At 37.0% G+C, this 17,131-nt stretch carries 16 protein-coding genes; 14 read left to right on the forward strand and 2 right to left on the reverse strand.

Annotated elements, in window-relative coordinates; all coding sequences use genetic code 11:
* The first annotated feature begins 4 nt into the window (after positions 1–4).
* The 6 genes from hpf to hisC all read left to right on the forward strand — a co-directional run bounded on the left by hpf (position 5) and on the right by hisC (position 5,224).
* Positions 5–346 carry a ribosome hibernation-promoting factor, HPF/YfiA family gene (gene hpf / locus H2677_RS03135; RefSeq protein WP_004914435.1) on the forward strand — a complete coding sequence of 114 codons (342 nt, stop codon included), beginning with the start codon at positions 5–7 and terminating at the stop codon, positions 344–346.
* Between the two features lie 136 nt (positions 347–482).
* On the forward strand, positions 483–734 hold the full coding sequence (gene ibaG, locus H2677_RS03140; protein WP_004914432.1) for a BolA family iron metabolism protein IbaG: 252 nt from the start codon (positions 483–485) through the stop codon (positions 732–734).
* A gap of 6 nt (positions 735–740) precedes the next feature.
* Entirely contained in the window at positions 741–2,000 is a 1,260-nt protein-coding gene (gene murA, locus H2677_RS03145) for a UDP-N-acetylglucosamine 1-carboxyvinyltransferase (protein ID WP_004952303.1), read from the forward strand.
* The gene (gene hisG / locus H2677_RS03150) at positions 1,997–2,680 is read left to right on the forward strand and encodes an ATP phosphoribosyltransferase (protein WP_004952306.1); all 684 of its coding nucleotides are present in this window, start codon (positions 1,997–1,999) and stop codon (positions 2,678–2,680) included. Before murA ends, hisG begins: the two co-directional genes overlap by 4 nt.
* A 106-nt stretch (positions 2,681–2,786) precedes the next feature.
* Positions 2,787–4,076, forward strand: coding sequence for a histidinol dehydrogenase (gene hisD, locus H2677_RS03155; protein ID WP_112987399.1), 1,290 nt, complete (start codon positions 2,787–2,789; stop codon positions 4,074–4,076).
* A gap of 62 nt (positions 4,077–4,138) precedes the next feature.
* Positions 4,139–5,224: a histidinol-phosphate transaminase gene (gene hisC, locus H2677_RS03160; protein ID WP_199955851.1), complete on the forward strand. Its 1,086-nt coding sequence runs from the start codon at positions 4,139–4,141 to the stop codon at positions 5,222–5,224.
* 17 nt (positions 5,225–5,241) lie between these two features.
* Here hisC and pabB read toward each other — a convergent pair whose 3' ends face one another.
* Complete coding sequence (pabB, locus tag H2677_RS03165) at positions 5,242–6,585, reverse strand: aminodeoxychorismate synthase component I (RefSeq protein WP_212639124.1); 1,344 nt, start codon at positions 6,583–6,585, stop codon at positions 5,242–5,244.
* A gap of 523 nt (positions 6,586–7,108) precedes the next feature.
* On the opposite strand from pabB, the gene filA reads away from it, so the two are divergent.
* The 6 genes from filA to filF all read left to right on the forward strand — a co-directional run bounded on the left by filA (position 7,109) and on the right by filF (position 15,188).
* Positions 7,109–8,053: a putative pilus system protein FilA gene (gene filA, locus H2677_RS03170; protein ID WP_212639125.1), complete on the forward strand. Its 945-nt coding sequence runs from the start codon at positions 7,109–7,111 to the stop codon at positions 8,051–8,053.
* Positions 8,054–8,340: 287 nt separating this feature from the next.
* A complete protein-coding gene (gene filB / locus H2677_RS03175) occupies positions 8,341–9,174 on the forward strand; it encodes a putative pilus system C39 family peptidase FilB (RefSeq protein WP_099948134.1) in 834 nt (277 codons plus the stop codon).
* Positions 9,175–9,205: 31 nt separating this feature from the next.
* Positions 9,206–10,324 carry a putative pilus system protein FilC gene (filC, locus tag H2677_RS03180; protein WP_125298873.1) on the forward strand — a complete coding sequence of 373 codons (1,119 nt, stop codon included), beginning with the start codon at positions 9,206–9,208 and terminating at the stop codon, positions 10,322–10,324.
* Between the two features lie 12 nt (positions 10,325–10,336).
* Complete coding sequence (gene filD, locus H2677_RS03185; RefSeq protein ID WP_212639569.1) at positions 10,337–12,001, forward strand: putative pilus system OmpP1/FadL family transporter FilD; 1,665 nt, start codon at positions 10,337–10,339, stop codon at positions 11,999–12,001.
* Entirely contained in the window at positions 12,001–13,197 is a 1,197-nt protein-coding gene (filE, locus tag H2677_RS03190) for a putative pilus assembly protein FilE (protein ID WP_212639126.1), read from the forward strand. Before filD ends, filE begins: the two co-directional genes overlap by 1 nt.
* A 20-nt stretch (positions 13,198–13,217) precedes the next feature.
* The gene (filF, locus tag H2677_RS03195) at positions 13,218–15,188 is read left to right on the forward strand and encodes a putative pilus system protein FilF (protein WP_212639127.1); all 1,971 of its coding nucleotides are present in this window, start codon (positions 13,218–13,220) and stop codon (positions 15,186–15,188) included.
* Between the two features lie 32 nt (positions 15,189–15,220).
* Here filF and H2677_RS03200 read toward each other — a convergent pair whose 3' ends face one another.
* A complete protein-coding gene (locus H2677_RS03200) occupies positions 15,221–15,769 on the reverse strand; it encodes an NUDIX hydrolase (RefSeq protein ID WP_004914410.1) in 549 nt (182 codons plus the stop codon).
* 127 nt (positions 15,770–15,896) lie between these two features.
* Between H2677_RS03200 and H2677_RS03205 the strand changes: the two genes are divergently transcribed.
* Together H2677_RS03205 and H2677_RS03210 are read left to right on the forward strand one after the other, a co-directional pair.
* Entirely contained in the window at positions 15,897–16,511 is a 615-nt protein-coding gene (locus H2677_RS03205; protein ID WP_005403193.1) for a CoA pyrophosphatase, read from the forward strand.
* Between the two features lie 29 nt (positions 16,512–16,540).
* Positions 16,541–17,071: a gamma carbonic anhydrase family protein gene (locus tag H2677_RS03210; protein WP_099948139.1), complete on the forward strand. Its 531-nt coding sequence runs from the start codon at positions 16,541–16,543 to the stop codon at positions 17,069–17,071.
* The last annotated feature ends 60 nt before the right edge of the window (positions 17,072–17,131 follow it).

Raw genomic sequence — 17,131 nt, forward strand, 5'->3', positions numbered from 1 at the left:
AATTATGCAAATAACAATTCGTGGACACCATTTAACCATTACACCAGCAATTGAAAAAAATATAAAAGAAAAGTTTAGTCAAATGACTAAGCATCTTGATCAAGTAAACAGTATGCAAATTAAATTAGCGAAAGATCATCAAATCGATAAGCGTTCGCATAAGGGGAGTGCCAATCATATAGCTGAGGCCATCATACGTTTACCAGGGGTTGAGCTGTTTGCTCAAGCAACAGCAGATGATATGTATACTTCAATAAAAAAACTGACAGAAAAATTAAAAAGACAGCTTGCTAAACATAGAAAAATGCAATGTTCTTACCAACATGAGTTGGTTGTTTTAAGTTAAATTACTTTTAAAAAAGAGGCTAATTTTGATAGCCTCTTTTTTTATTTTTAAAAAAAGAAACTGCTTACTGAATAATGTGAAAAAGTTATAGTAAAATATGCGGTTTTACACCATTGGCTGTATAAGAGGTCTTGTAATGAATAGTGAACAGCTCACGCAAATTTTAAAAGAAGCTTTCCCTGAAGCAGAAGTAGCAGTGAGTGGACAAGCTGGAAAATTCGACCTTCGTATTGTAGATGATCAATTTGAAGGAAAGAGAACTCTTACACGTCAACAAGCCGTATATGCACCTCTTAATTCTTATATCGCGAGTGGTGAAGTTCACGCAGTTACTATTCGTGCAATGACTAAAGACGAATGGCGTAAAGCAAGCCTTTTCGGAGCTTAAATATTAATGGATAAATTTTTAATTACGGGCGGTGTTAAGCTCGAAGGTGAAGTACGCATTTCTGGTGCTAAAAATGCAGCTTTACCTTTACTCGCTGCAATGATTCTTGCGGACTCTCCGACTACTTTAACCAATGTGCCAAACTTAAAAGACGTAAATACATTAGTTAAATTAATAGCGGGTCTTGGCATTACCATGACCTATGAAGGGGATACGGTTCGTGCTGATGCATCAACATTAGATAATCAATTTGCACCATACGAACTTGTGAAAACAATGCGTGCTTCAATTTTAGTGTTAGGTCCATTATTAGCACGTTATGGTAATGCAAAAGTATCATTACCAGGTGGTTGTGCCATTGGTTCACGTCCAGTTGATCAGCATTTAAAAGCTTTGGAAGCGTTAGGTGCACATATTGAAGTTGAAAATGGATATGTTCATGCTTCAGTTGATGGTCGATTAAAAGGCGGTGAAGTCGTTTTTGATATGGTGACCGTGGGTGGTACAGAGAATATCTTGATGGCTGCTGTTTTAGCAGATGGTGTTACCACAATTCGTAATGCTGCTAGAGAGCCTGAGATTACAGACCTCGCCCAAATGCTAATTAAAATGGGTGCAAAAATTGAAGGCCTTGATACAGACACTTTGGTAGTAACGGGTGTTGAAAGTCTGCATGGTTGTGAATACGCAGTCGTAGCGGATCGTATCGAAACTGGTTCATATTTAGCTGCTGCAGCGATCACTGGTGGTCGTATCAAAACGACACATACAGATCCAGCATTATTAGAAGCTGTATTAGATAAATTCGAGGAAATGGGTGCGGAAGTTACTCGTGGCGATGATTGGATTGAACTAGACATGCAAGGGAAACGTCCTAAAGCTGTTAGTTTTAGAACATTGCCTCATCCGGAATTTCCGACTGACATGCAAGCTCAAATCATGGCCGTGAATGCAATTGGTCGTGGTTTTGCGACAATTTCTGAAACAATTTTTGAAAATCGCTTTATGCATGTCCCTGAACTTTCACGCATGGGTGCAAATATTCAGGTAGAAGGCCATGATGCGATCGTAACTGGTGTGGAAACACTTCAAGCTGCACCTGTTATGGCTACAGATTTACGTGCTTCATTTTCACTAGTGCTTGCAGCCTTAGTTGCAGAAGGTGAAACACTAATTGATCGTATTTACCATATAGATCGTGGCTATGAACATGTTGAAGAAAAATTGCAAAGTTTAGGCGCTCAGATTAAGCGAGTAAAAGGATGAATGACTTAAGAAACGATGATCCGAATTTTGATGTAATGGGTAATTTTGATCATGGTTTAACTTTAGCACTCAGTAAAGGTCGTATCTTAAAAGAAACATTGCCATTACTTGAAAATGCAGGCATAAATTTACTTGAAGATCCTGATAAATCTCGTAAATTGATTTTCCCAACCACACATAAGAAAGTACGTATTTTGATTTTACGTGCTTCTGATGTGCCAACATATGTGGAAAACGGTGCAGCAGATTTTGGTGTCGCGGGTAAGGATGTATTAATGGAACATGGAGCTCAACATGTGTATGAGTTACTTGACCTGAAAATTGCCAATTGTAAATTAATGACTGCTGGCAAAGTTGGAATGGAGCGCCCGAAAGGACGTTTGAAGATTGCGACCAAGTATGTCAATTTGACGCGTCAATATTATGCGAGCTTAGGTGAACAAGTTGATGTGATTAAGCTCTATGGTTCAATGGAGCTTGCGCCATTAGTAGGCTTGGGTGATTATATTGTCGATGTCGTTGATACGGGCAATACTTTGCGTGCCAATGGTTTAGAGCCATTAGAAGAGATTTGTAAAGTTTCTTCGCGTCTTATTGTCAATAAAGCGAGTTTTAAACGTAAACAAGCTTTATTAAATCCAATTTTGACTCAACTTGAACAAGCAGTCCAATCACGTTAAACGTGATTTCCTATGAAAACTGAGTGATAGATGTTGATATGATGCCCACAAGGACTTCGAAAAAGAGTAAACTTATTCTTCTCTTTTTCGCCTTGTGGGTAAATTGATGCGACGTTTATCGACTCAGGATCAAAATTTTAAGCAGATATTTGCTGAACTATTAGCATTTGAAACTGTAAATGATCCTCAATTAGTACAAACCGTAGACCAAATTATTGCCGATGTTCGTCAACACGGTGATCAGCATGTACTTAAGTTAACGCAACAGTTCGATCGACATCCTGCGCATCAATTCTCAGACTTAGAGCTCAGCCAAGAACAACTCAAATCCGCTTTTGAGGGTTTAACCATTGAAACTCGTGATGCACTTGAGTTAGCAGCAAAACGAATTCGTTCATTTCATCAAGCTCAGAAGCAAGAAGGGTGGACTTATGTTGATGATTTGGGAAATACATTAGGTCAAAAAGTCACTCCACTTGATCGTGTTGGGATCTATGTGCCTGGTGGTTTAGCCTCTTATCCATCCTCTGTACTTATGAATGCTTTACCAGCCCATGTTGCTGGCGTACCTGAAATTATTATGGTTGTTCCTGCACCCAATGGTGAACTTAATCCATTGGTATTAGCAGCAGCATATTTAGCGGGTGTGAGCCGAGTTTTTACAATAGGTGGTGCACAAGCTGTTGCAGCATTGGCTTATGGTACTGAAACAATACCAGCGGTTGATAAAATAACTGGGCCAGGTAATCGCTTTGTTGCCGCAGCTAAAAGAGCAGTTTTCGGTCAAGTGGGCATTGATATGATCGCAGGTCCTTCAGAAATTCTTGTTTATGCTGAAGGTGAAAATAATGCTGAATGGTTAGCAATGGATGTATTGTCTCAGGCAGAGCATGATACTGTGGCCCAATCAATTTTCATTACACCTGATGAGAATCTTTTAAATGCTGTGGAAATTGCAATTGAAAAGCATTTGAACGAACTGCCAAAGGCAGATATTGCTCGAACTTCTATTGAAAATCGTGGCGCATTAGTGCTTGTGAAGAATCGTGCAGAAGCAGTTGATCTTATCAACCAAGTTGCTCCTGAGCATTTAGAGTTATGTCTAGATGATGCAGAGTTGATGAGTCAAGAAATACGTCATGCGGGCGCAATATTCATGGGGCGCTATACTCCTGAAGCAATAGGTGATTATTGTGCGGGGCCTAATCACGTCCTACCAACATCTGGTACAGCTCGCTTTTCCTCACCGCTTGGTGTTTACGATTTTCAGAAACGCTCAAGCTTAATTATGTGCTCAAAAGAAGGTGTCAAAACCTTAGCAAAAGCAGCAGATATATTGGCGGTGGAAGAAAATCTCGATGCACATGCTCGATCAGCTCGTTATCGTTATCAATAGCTAACCCACGAATATAGGGGGCTGATAAAGTCCCTTTTTAGAGAGTTTTGAGAGTATATAAAATGGCATTTACACTTGAACAAATGCGTTTTTGGAGTCCTGAGGTTCGTGAGTTAGAGCCTTACGTACCTGGTGAACAACCAAAAATACAGAATTTATTGAAACTGAATACAAACGAAAATCCTTATCCACCATCACCAAAAGTGGTTGATGCAGTGCAAGCTGTTTTGGCTCATCAAGCTGATGCCCTTCGTTTATATCCTGATCCAGATGCTACGGCTTTAAAACAAGCAATCGCTAAACAACAAAATGTTGATGTTAGCCAAGTCTTCGTAGGAAATGGTTCTGATGAAGTGCTTGCTCATATTTTTAAAGCATTTTTCATTCAGCAAGAACCAATTCTATATCCAGATATAACCTATAGTTTTTATCCAGTTTATAGTCAATTTTTTGGTGTTCAAACAAAGCAAATTCCTTTGAATGAAAAATTTGAAATAGATATTTCAGATTATGAACAGGAAAATGGTGGCATCATTATCACCAATCCAAATGCACCAACGAGTATTGCATTAGGTTTGGACAAAATTGAACAACTGTTAAAAGCTAATCCAAATCGTGTGATAGTCATTGATGAAGCTTATGTAGATTTCGGAGCAGAATCAGCGGTTGAACTTATAAGTCGTTATGAGAATTTGGTTGTATGTCAAACAACCTCCAAATCTCGTTCACTGGCAGGCTTGCGTGTTGGATTTGCCATTGCACAAGCCCATTTGATTGCTGCACTTGAAGCGGTTAAAAATAGTTTCAATTCATACCCAATTGACCGTTTTGCAATTGCTGCAGCTGTAGCATCTTTTGAAGATCAAGATTATTTTCAAGAACAATGTGAGAAAGTCATTGCAAGTCGTGAAAAATTGGTAGGTAACCTAACTGAGCTAGGTTTTAATGTTTTGCCTTCAAAAGCAAACTTTATTTTTGCTACACACTCCCTACACGATGCAGCACAACTTGCAGAAAAATTGCGTGAGCAAGGTATTATTGTTCGCTATTTCAACAAACCAAGAATTAATCAATTTTTGCGTATTACGATTGGTACTGATGAACAAAATCAGCGCCTAGTTGATACATTAAAAATGCTGATAAGTTAATTTTGAAGTAGTGTATTTTATTTCTGCCATGTATTGAGTAGATCAAGCATGGCAGAAACTTTATCAAAACATTCTTGGTATTCGGCTTCCGCATCAGATGCGATAGTAATTCCACCACCAGCCCAAATCGAAAGATTGTCCTGATTTTTTTGAATACTACGAATTAGAATATTCCAGCGACCTGTACCATCGTAATTAAAATATCCTAAACTTCCGCAATAGGCACCGCGTGGAGATTCTTCAAGCTCATCGATAATTTGCATTGCTCGAATTTTTGGTGCCCCTGTGATTGAGCCTCCTGGAAGTGCTGATAGCAACATTTGCATCGGATTAACTTCTTCTTTTAATGTCGCGGTGATTTCACTCACCATATGATGAACTTGATTAAAACTTTCAATTTCAAATAATTTTGTTGTTTTTACTGAACCAGTTTCTGCATACACACTTAAATCATTTCTTAGTAAATCCACAATCATCACATTTTCAGCCTGATCTTTTTTTGAATTTGTTAACTTTTCTTTTGAAATAAGGTCTTGTTCAGGATCTTGGTGTCTTGGCATGGTGCCTTTGATTGGTCGAGTTTTAATTTTATTTTTATTATCAAATTCAATGAATAGCTCTGGTGAGCAACTTAAAAGTTCGAATTCATTAATTTTTACATAGCCTGCATATGGTGCATGAGTTAATTGCCAAAAATCATTTGATTTACTAAGTAGGGAGCCTTTCGCTTTTGCTGTAAACTCTTGAGTTAAATTTATTTGATAACAATCACCAGCTTTAATATAGTCTTGAATTCTGCTAAATGCTTGTAAATACATGGTTTTAGACCAACGAGGTGTACATTTTTCCTGTAAAGATAATGATTCAATTTGATCTGATTTATTTTCAGACAAAAGGGATAGAATGTAATTATAGGTTTTTACTGAATTTTTTTCATTGCCATAGAAATACCATTCACCATTATGATATTTAAGATAACTTGAATATTCACCTAAAAAAAGAGTGGGTTGAGAGCGTATAGCAGTTTTAACGCATAAGTTTGAACAATAGTCATAACTTATAAAGCCGATGTATCCACCTTTAAAAGAAATGGATTCAATGGTTGATATTGGATTTTTGCTAAACTGAGCAAAATCAATGATCGATAAAGGATGTGTAATTTGATGGTATTGGTTTAACTCAAGTTGAGTGAACTGTCGTGGTGTTGAATTTTCGAAGATTAAATAATGTTTTGGCAAAAAACTAATAATAGGTGAGTTTTGATCATGCAAATAAACCAAACCAATTAACTCTCTCAACTGAAATAGAATTTCAGAGACTGATAGAGATGAAATATTGAGTTTTTGCTGAAACTGGCTCATAAACTTGAAAATAACACATGCAAATCATAAGAAATAATTGTACTACAATAGTAAGAAATCATCGGAATTTTTCAAAAACAGGTTGTACTTCGAAAATCATTTAAACAGTATTTGTGATTCATCTCATAAAAATTGTCACTATCAGTAATTTAAATGCATAAAAATGGCAAAAAGTGTCATTGTTAACATTTATGTAAATATCTTATCCATTCAGATAAATGGAGAACTGAGAGAAATGTATACTTGTTTTTTAAAAAATGGTCTTATAAATATACAGATAATTCACAATGTTATTGCTGACTAAGAGTTGTAATGCAGTAGTGTATTTTTTATGCCGTTTATCGGTTTATTACTAAAAAGCGGTTAACAGGAGTTGAACATAAAATAACAAACAGGTAATTTAGTACTTGCTAAGCGAACTACTCAAGGATCGGAAGTTCAAGTTGTCATTTAAGAAAAAAACAACAGTGGACAGTTTAGAGTAGTGTAAGTCAAAAAATAAATGCTCTTGGGAGAGTGCTCAATGAAAATGTTTACTAAACTAGCTTTAGTTTCTTCAATGGCGATTAGCGCAAATGCAATGGCTATGCAAGCGATGGATGATGCTGCACTTAGCTCTGCTACTGGTCAAGATGGTATCAATATTGGTATTGGTGCTGGTCTAAATGCAGACTTGGCTACCTTTATGGGAAGCGCTCCAGCTACTACAAAAGGTATCTTGGTTGAAGGTTTATACGTACATGATAACGACGGTCTAGCTGCAACTGCTGCGTTTAATGGTGTGAACTTAGGTGGTAAAGCAACTGCAGGTGCAATTCATATCGCTGGTTTAGGTCTTCAAGCTACCACTGGTGCTGATAACTTTGACGGTACTGCATCAACTAACTTACTTAATTTAAAAATTGATACTGATGCTGGTGATACAGCTGCTGGTGGCGCATTCTTAAATATTGGTGCTAATGTTGCTGCACTTCGAGTTAAAGTTGGTGCAATCAGCGTTGGTGCTTCTGGTGCTGCTCCTGATTTAACTGCTGCTAACATTCGTCGTGGTACTACTGGAACTGAGAATCAAATCCTTACAGGTTTAACTTTGGACATGGGCAAAGTTGCTGCTAACGTACAATTAGGTGCTACTCCTCAAGGTGCTATGGTTCTTGTTAAGTCTTCTTTAAGCGGTCTTAACATCACTAACCTAGGCATCAACGATGCTGCTGGTGGTGGTCAGATCTATCTTGATGGTTTACATGTTCGTGGTGCTGGTGGTGGTAATATCGATGTTGATTTAGGCATCTCTGTTAAAAGCACTGGCTTAGAAATTAAGAACAACAGCACAGCAGGTAATGATGTATACGTTAAAGCTGTACGTTTAGGTGCTGCTGCGACTGGTTCTACAAATGCTTCAATTGGTGATGTAGAAGTTCAAGGTCTTAAACTTGGCCAAACTACGATTACAATCGCTGGTCACTAAGTTGATTTGTTGATTAAAAAAAGCGCATATATTGCGCTTTTTTTAATCTTTGAAGAAAAGTGGTTTTAATCTAGATATTAATTTTCTATTTGAAAGTGAAGCCGTTACATATTTCCTTTGAAATACACGAAGATATGTAAAAGAAATAACATTTCATCAAAAAAAGCTAAAAAAAAGCTGTTTTTTTTTATAAAAAACGGTATCTTCATCACACAGGGAAGTAGTGTCAGTGACGCTAAGAATAAAATGAATAAGGCAAATCATGCCGCTGTTAAGAAAAGAGAATTATGTTAGAGATAGCTCTAGGCTCTGCATTGATGTATTACTTTACAACGCAAGCCTTTGAAATAGAAAAAAAACCTGAAGGAACAGTTTATTATACTGAAACTTTGGATTCTAGGAATTCTTCATTTACTCGTAATCATCGAGAAGCGGTTGTTATAAAGCCAGCAGTTGAAGATCAGTTTCGAGGCATCGTACGTCAAGCATATGACTATAGTTGTGGTTCGGCGGCATTGACGACACTTTTAAATGGATACGGTGGTTTAAAGCTAACTGAACAGCAAACGATGAGTGGCTTGCTTCAGTACGGTGAATATCAACGAATCATTGAAAGAAGAAGTTTCTCCCTACTTGATATGAAGAGATTTGTTGCGGCTTTAGGTCTAAATAGTGGGGGATATCGCGGTGAGTTTTCAGATCTAATTGCACTTAAGCAGCCAGCAATTGTTCCAATAACATATGCAGGATTTAAACATTTTGTTGTTTATAAAGCTTATAAAGATGGGCGTGTGTATGTTGCAGATCCAGCTCTTGGAAATATAAGTTTTGATGAAACTCGATTTCGAGAAGTATGGGATAACAATACCTTATTTATCGTAGATGTTCCTGGACAATATCGAAAGGACTTATTGGCGTTAAAAGATGAAGATATGCGCCACGTAGATGATGCTACAGTCAATCGATATGCTTTGGCTGAAATTCAATTCCCTACGCAAAAGTTTGAGAAACTTGCTGATAAAGCCTCTACAATGCGTAGGGTACTTGATGCTGATCCAAACTCAGAGAACTACAATAAACCGATCACTACATACATGCGTATGTACTATAAGCGTAAATAATCTCAGAATTTAATAGATGTAGGATGTCATAATGAACAATCAATGGATGAATGTGAGTGTATTAGCATTAAGTTTAAGTGCTATAGCGACGACCCTTTATGCTGAAGACCAAACTGAAGTTGCGAATGTAGAACAGACTCAAATCAATGAGTCGGCAACACAAAGTACACCAGCTGTAGCTGAAGCTACATCTACCACTCCTGCAAATGATGCAAGTGAAGCTGCAAATGCTTTGCAGAAGCAAGAAGGTGATGCGACTAAGGAAACTAATTTACAAGAAGTATTCACTTCAAATGAACGTCAGTATTCTTTAATCAAAAAAGGTGTTTTCTCATCTTATTATGATATTGACTATACCTATTATCGCGATAGTCGCCTTGACTTAGCGACTGATGATAGTACGAGTACTTTAGCTCGGCTTCGTGTTGAAGAAGATGCAAACCATACATTAACCAATACTTTTACAGTTCAATATGGCTTACTAGATAACTTAACTTTATCAGCATCTGTTCCATTCATCGCAAAAAAAGACTTACTACAAGATGAAACTGCAGCAGGCTTGGGGGATTTATCATTTGGTGCACGTTGGGAACCTTTTCCACTTAAACAAGGGCGACTACCTTTAGTTTTATTTGGTAGTTTATCGACCAAAACGGGTGATAGTCCATATGAAATTGGAATTGATGAATTATCAACAGGTAAGGGCTACTATTCTGTAGGGGTTGGTGCTAGTACACGTAAATATATTGATCCAGTTGTTTTATTTACATCAGTTTCAGCCAATTATGGTCTCAAAGAGACAGGTCTAAACCAATTGCGTGGTAGTCGTACCCTAGAAAGTTTTGACCCTGGTTTAAGTGGTGGTTTTGCTTTTGGTTTTGCTTACTCGTTCAATTACGACGTATCTCTAACGATGTCTTACCAACAAAGCTTTAATACGGGTGCTAAATTTTATTTTAGCGAAGGTGAAAGTTTTAAATCAGCTGATCAAAGTAGTTCCACTCTTTCTTTTGCTTTAGGTGTACGTGTTTCCCCAGAAACAATTGTGAATGGAACTGTTGGAATTGGTTTAACAGAAGATGCACCAGATGTTTCATTAGGACTTTCATTCCCGTTAGATATTATTGGTTTTGGTAAAAAACTACGTTAAGGAGACACAATGGTGAAATATCCTAAGTTATGTCCTTTAACGATAGGTATCCTAGTCGCGGGACTCTCGAGTTTTACTAATGCACAATTGGGTCAAGACTTATCTGTAGATCTTAGGTCTTTGTCACTTGGAAATGCTGTTACCGCTGATCCACCAGGTATTAGTGCCGTTCATTTTAACCCAGCTGCTCTCGCTAAAATCGATGGTTTGCAAACTGACGTACAAGGTATTCTTGCGAATTTTGCGATCAAAAGAGATTTTACCGCACCTGCAGGTTACAACGTTTTTGGCTATTCAGATGATCCTTTAGTTTGTAATGATGGACCTGAAGTTGATACAGGAATCTGTACAGATTTTAAAGGCACTGTTTCTGGTGATGTGGAATATGCCAGTATTTATGTTCCAGTGCTCAAAAAAATTGTTGATCTTGGTCCTAATGCACCTTTAGCAGCTCCGACAGCGGGTATAGCCTATAAACCTCCTGGTTCTAAAGTTACCTATGCAACAGCAGTTTATGCTCCACTTGTAGCTGGCTTTGGTGCCGAAAGTGGTAATCCTGGTAATTTCATGGGGCAACAAGTCGCTTTAGAGCGTATTACCTATCTTTCTCCTTCATTTGGATATCAAGTGAATGATCACTTAGCGATTGGCGCCTCTTTTGGTATGTCTTATCAAGCGATTGCGATGAAGACGGATTTACGTTTCCCCAATGAGATGATTGGTGTGTTGCGTATGGTCGATGAAGTGGTGTGTGGTCCATTTAAAGATAATGGCGATATTATTACTGACTTACTGTTATTTGGTATTTGTAATGCTCAAGAGGGCCTAAATCCATTTAATAAATTGGGCGCTTTAGATGTATCCTTAGAACAGTCTTTGAGTCCCAGTTATAATTTAGGTGTACTATGGGAACCTACAGATGATTTTAGTTTTGGTATGGTTTACCAAAGCGAGGCTAAAATGCGTCTAAAAGGGAAGTACCTTATAAATAATGCGAACGCTTCTCAAGAACTAATCGCTGGACTAAACTCTTCAGCTACAGGACAAATTCTTGCTGCAATTTTGGGTTTGCCAGGATTTGTACCTAATATCGAATCTGGTCTTGTTGCGATGGATTTTAAATATCCTCAGCATTTTAAAGCAGGGATAAAATATAAAATCTTCCCAGATTTACAAATGAACTTTGATATTGGTTGGACTGATTTCTCTGCTTGGGATAAATTTAAATTTGAATTTGACCGACAAATCTCATTATTAAAAGTCGCAAAATTGTTATCTGCCGATGTTACTGATCGTTCATTAGCATTACCTTTAAAATTCCAATCTTCGTGGCGTTGGGGGATTGGTTTTGAATATTCTGCGACGGATCGTTTAAAACTACGTATAGGTTATGAACCACGGACAAGTTCAATTCCTGATGATAAGCGAAATACAATGGTTCCAATCAACAACGCACAATTGTTTGGGCTTGGTGTAGGCTATCGCTTTGATCAAGATACAGATTTAGATTTATCTATTGGTTTCTTACGTAGTCGCGACGATATTCCAGCCAATACAAGTAGCCTTGCGAACAAAACGGGTGTAGATAATATCTTACTGAATCCGTACGCAGGTTTAGATATTAAAACAAATACCAAAGTCACTTTACTTGGTATTAATTATAGAACTAGATGGTAATGCTTAAGAAAAATATTCAAATGTCTAAATACGCTATGCTAATGATTGGTATTGGCATAGTGTCTGGACAAAATGTGTATGCAGATGGGTTTTATACAATCATTGGCCCAGATGGACGCCCAATGATTGTGCCTAAAAAGGACACCTCACAACAACTTCAATCTCAGGTTAGAAATATTGAGAAAGAATCGACCTTACCCAATAAAATTATTGAAAATAAAGTCGAAACGCCAGTAAAACTGTCTAACTCTCAAAATAGAAATATCCAGAGTGACATAAGTAATAGGCATAAAATAGAAAAGATTGAACCAGCAATTGTTGAGCAAAATGTTGAGTCCCAAAAGACACTGACAATTGAGATTCCATTGTCACAAGAATTGAAATCTGTTCAAACATTAGAATCTAAACAACAAAAGACTAAAGATATAAATCAAAAAGAAAAAGATTCAAAAGTTGTTACTCCAATCAATAATAAAGAACTGAAAAAAGAGTCCAATACATCTGCACAGCAAAAAGATGGTTTTACCAGTATAGATGGTGTGTCATATGTAAATAATGAATATTTAGAAGGCCAAGAATTTAATCTAGAAGGGAAAAAGCGTTTTTATACTATGCCTGATGGGAGTGGACGTTTAGAAACTATTGAGCGTAAAAAAGGGGTTAGTCGCTCAATGTTGGATCGCATAATGAGTCGCCCAATGGAGTCGAGTAAAGCGATTACACTTTCTACAAATTATGTAAGATTAACACCAGAAGACTTAGCATTAGCATTTGAAGAAGATCGTTGTTTTGTTGAAAATTATACAAAATCAATTAAAAAGCTTAGTCTTAATAAAGATATTGGTTTATGGCCAAGAAAACCTCTAAAAGAGAAATTTGAATACGAATTAGTTGAACTAGGCAATCCGATTACATATATTCAGATTGATTCCTATGCCTCCAGTAATAATAAACCAGTGTATTATTGGCCACTTGTTATCTTCTTAGATAAAAAAGGTTGTATCCAAGAAGGTGTTAGTGGTTTCAAAAATGAAACTGTACATGAAACAACATTCAAGCATGCTGCTATTCAAGGTGTATTGCGTGTCCCAGAAACAGCACACTATGTAATGATGACACCATTAGCCTCAGCAGTTGATGTACCAGAACAAGAGCTTTCAAATCAAGGACAGATAAAAATCTCTGTTATACAGTAAATATTAGGATGAATTTTAGTATGAATAAAAAAACGATATTACCATTAAGCCTATCTATAATTGCTGCAATGATGACAGCTTGTGGTGGTGAAAGTGCTAAAATAAATGAAGATCCAAACCAAGGCGTTGATGGTGTTACATCTAATACAAGTTGTGACGTGTCAGCAAGTGATTGTCTGAAATTTGTGCTTGATTATCCTGTTTCTGGAATAAATTTTGATTGTAGTACGGATAAAATCAATCATTTTGCGACTAAATTAGACGGTAATATTGTTACTGGAGCATGTAAGCTAGGGGATGAAGCAAGTTTTTATATTCAAGGTTCTTCAGCTCGAAAAATCAACCTTGGTACGATTAAGTTAGATACGATTTCTAAGTTAAAAACAGCAACTCTTCCACATATTCGAGTAATAGATTTCGCTACGGCATTAACTGGCAAGATGCCAAATTCTCTTGATAAAAATGATGAAACTATTCGAGTTGCTGTTGCGCTGATTCGAATTATGCACAGTCTAGGCGTTGAAAGAAATGACAATGTAGTTGGAGATATACAACCGATAGAATTTACTGAAGAGAAGAAAGATTTATTAGTGAATGTCACTAAAGATATTGGTATTAATGAATTATTGTCTGGTGAATACATTACGCTTTTACAGCCCTGGTTAGATGTATCAAAAGTTTCTGATGATCAAGCTTATACTCTATTAATTAGACTTTTAAATTTAGTAAATACTGGTATTTGGCAAGCTGATTTACCAGTTTATAAAGCTGGTGGAGAAGGCACAAATGTTAGTAATTTCCGCCCAGATGGTTTCTTTGGTTGTAATAATGCTTTAACGTCAAAATGTGTGGATAAAGACACCAATCTATTGCATTCAATGGGCGCTTTCTTCTTATTGTCTGATCGACAAGGATATACGATTGGTGATGGTCAGCAATGGAAAGGACCTGCAACCATAACAAACGGGATAGTTGTTGCTCCAATTACCTTGATTACAAAGGTAAAACCAATTAAATTACAAGTAGATGCACAAAAGGATTGGCTTGATCCGATCAATATGCAAGTAAATACGAATAAACCTTTACGTTTTAAAATTTCAGAAAATAATTCAGCTGAAGACTTATTGATATATCAAGGTAAGCTAATCAATAGAAATACTGTACCTGGTACAACTAACTTTTATAAACAATTGATTAAAGCCAAAGATACGGATACCGTTGATACAACTCATCTTGGTTTATGGAAACAGTCTATATCAAGTACTAACTATAATGGAACTGTTGATATTGTTAAGATTAATCCTTCGAGTTATTTAGCTAAAGATATTTTTAAAACTAGAAATAATGTTGCCTCAAATCAGCAATATATCTTTCCTTTGTATGCCACTTTAACATTCAGATTTAACAATGATGCAAAACTCGCTCCAGTCGATTTAGGAATTGTCATTGATGAAAATGGTGATATACGTACAGATATCAAAGCGAATTCAACAGCTACAGATATGTCTGGTATTTGTGGCAGCGTGAAGACAGTGAATAGTGATGGTTCAATCACAGATAGTAATGATCAAAAACAGTTTCGAATTGGTACAACGGGAGCGACATTATTTTCAACGAATGATAAATCAATCAGTGTGAGAGCGATATTGTCTAATCCTAAGTTTGGAAATATCAATGGAGTAATGTTTGGCTTGAACGTAACTGCAGGCACTGGGGCGAAAATCAATATCAATAACCTTCTTGCAGGTCAAGTAACGGGAATTAATTTAACGAATTTCTCAAATAATACAGTGACATGGTCAAATACTTATGCATATTTTGTAGATGTATATAATCGTTTATATGATGATTTGACCACAGAGGAGAAAAATAAATACGTAGCTCCTACAGCAGAAGAACGTGAATTAGCGAAACGTTTCTCTGGTTCGGTAAGTATTAAGATTGCAGATCAATCTATCCCAGCATGTAAGGCAATTAAAGTTAAGTCGTAATATAAAAAAGACCGCGTTAAGCGGTCTTTTTTTTAACCTGTATGGTCTAAACGAGTACCCAACGTTTCTAGATGAGTTGTGAATGTTCCTGATTTACGATCAGAAAAATAGTGTTTCAATGTTTGTTCAACACTTGGAAATGCGAGTTCAGACCATGGGATTTCATGTTCTTCAAATAAACGACATTCAATACTTTCCTCACCTGCTCCAAAGAAACCTTGTTTAATATGTGCTTTGAATAATACGTATATCTGTCCAATACGCGGAATATTGTACATACAATAAAGTTGTTCTATTTCGACTTCAGCTTCCGCTTCTTCACGTGTTTCACGAGCTGCACCTTGTTCCATGGTTTCAAATAACTCCATGTAACCAGCAGGTAAAGTCCATAAACCATAGCGCGGTTCAATTGCTCGTCGACAGAGTAAAACTTTGTCATCCCATAGGGCTAAAGCACCACAAATAACCTTGGGATTTTCATAATGAATATTGCCACAATTTGTACATACAAGACGTGTTTTATGATCACCTAATGGAATTTTTGCTTCAGTTTGATGTCCACACGCTACACAAAAGCTCATAATTATCATCAATCCTAGAGATAACTCAGCATAACTGAATTTTTATGAATTCGCATTAGGATCAGCTATGTTCCTCAGTAAAATTTCGGCTATGATGTTGGTGGATAAGAAAAGCATTCAAAGAGGGATGAGTAGCATGGAAGAGGCATCGTTAATACAGCTATTAGAACAACGGTTGCGATTTTCCAAACGAATTCAACAAGCTGATGCAGCAGTCTTAATCGCAATTACGCAGGAGACTCAGCCTAGAGTTTTATTGACACGTCGTTCAATTCATTTATCTCAACATGCAGGTGAGGTATCTTTTCCTGGTGGTAAACGTGATCCTAGCGATACAAGCAATATTGTTGTTGCTTTACGTGAGGCTCAAGAGGAAACCGCACTAAATCCTTTCGATGTTAAATTATTGGGTGATTTACCGATTCAAAGAGCGCGGAGTGGATTGTCCGTTAAACCAATTGTTGGCTTAATCCCTGCGGAAGTAAACCTTATTGCACAGCCTTCAGAAATTGATCGTATTTTCTTTGTACCATTAAAACAGTTGATCGATGCTCCTCCTTTACCTTATGAAGTTAGATTAGCCCGTCAATCTCTCTATTTTCCAAGTATGCAAGTTGAAAGCGAAGTCGTGTGGGGTCTCACCGCAAGAATGCTCGTTTCATTATTCCAATACGGTTTAGGCTATCAAAAAAAATGGCCATTTCTAGTTAATCCACCTAACTTTGGTCTGGCTAAGTTTTAATTTCACTTTGAAAAGTAGAGTTTTAAAAAATGATGTACAAATATAAAGAATTTACTCCTAAAGCACTTCAACAACCTTGGGATGGTTGGGTTGCTCCGACAGCAACTGTGATTGGTCAAGTAGAGTTAGGACGTGAAGTCAGTGTTTGGTTTGGTGCTGTTGTTAGGGCGGATAACTGTTTAATTCGAATCGGTAATTACTCGAATGTTCAAGAGAACGCAGTTTTGCACACAGATGCTGGTATTGAATTGAATATTGGTGAATACGTTACGATTGGCCATCAGGCGATGTTACATGGATGTACCATCGGTGATAATTCTTTAATTGGTATTAATGCGGTGATTCTAAATAATGCTGTGATTGGTAAGAATTGTATTATCGGTGCGAATGCATTAATTCCAGAAGGTAAAGTGATCCCTGATAATTCAGTCGTAATGGGTTCACCTGGGAAAATAGTTAAAACTGTAGATGATGAAGGTGCGGTTAAACTACGAATGAGTGCCTTACATTATGCTGAGCATTTTAAAAACTTCCTAAATTTAGAAGCGTTTAATTTCTAAAACACATTAGATCAATTGATATGAACTCAGCCAAGTGAATGCTTGGCTTTTTTGTATCCA

Source organism: Acinetobacter junii (assembly GCF_018336855.1).
Taxonomy (GTDB): Bacteria; Pseudomonadota; Gammaproteobacteria; order Pseudomonadales; family Moraxellaceae; genus Acinetobacter; species Acinetobacter junii.

Coding starts and splice junctions, on each gene's coding strand:
- hpf (WP_004914435.1), top strand. CDS start 5: ATGCAAATAACAATTCGTGGACACCATTTAACCATTACACCAGCAATT.
- ibaG (WP_004914432.1), top strand. CDS start 483: ATGAATAGTGAACAGCTCACGCAAATTTTAAAAGAAGCTTTCCCTGAA.
- murA (WP_004952303.1), top strand. CDS start 741: ATGGATAAATTTTTAATTACGGGCGGTGTTAAGCTCGAAGGTGAAGTA.
- hisG (WP_004952306.1), top strand. CDS start 1,997: ATGAATGACTTAAGAAACGATGATCCGAATTTTGATGTAATGGGTAAT.
- hisD (WP_112987399.1), top strand. CDS start 2,787: ATGCGACGTTTATCGACTCAGGATCAAAATTTTAAGCAGATATTTGCT.
- hisC (WP_199955851.1), top strand. CDS start 4,139: ATGGCATTTACACTTGAACAAATGCGTTTTTGGAGTCCTGAGGTTCGT.
- pabB (WP_212639124.1), bottom strand. CDS start 6,585: ATGAGCCAGTTTCAGCAAAAACTCAATATTTCATCTCTATCAGTCTCT.
- filA (WP_212639125.1), top strand. CDS start 7,109: ATGAAAATGTTTACTAAACTAGCTTTAGTTTCTTCAATGGCGATTAGC.
- filB (WP_099948134.1), top strand. CDS start 8,341: ATGTTAGAGATAGCTCTAGGCTCTGCATTGATGTATTACTTTACAACG.
- filC (WP_125298873.1), top strand. CDS start 9,206: ATGAACAATCAATGGATGAATGTGAGTGTATTAGCATTAAGTTTAAGT.
- filE (WP_212639126.1), top strand. CDS start 12,001: ATGCTTAAGAAAAATATTCAAATGTCTAAATACGCTATGCTAATGATT.
- filF (WP_212639127.1), top strand. CDS start 13,218: ATGAATAAAAAAACGATATTACCATTAAGCCTATCTATAATTGCTGCA.
- H2677_RS03200 (WP_004914410.1), bottom strand. CDS start 15,769: ATGAGCTTTTGTGTAGCGTGTGGACATCAAACTGAAGCAAAAATTCCA.
- H2677_RS03205 (WP_005403193.1), top strand. CDS start 15,897: ATGAGTAGCATGGAAGAGGCATCGTTAATACAGCTATTAGAACAACGG.
- H2677_RS03210 (WP_099948139.1), top strand. CDS start 16,541: ATGATGTACAAATATAAAGAATTTACTCCTAAAGCACTTCAACAACCT.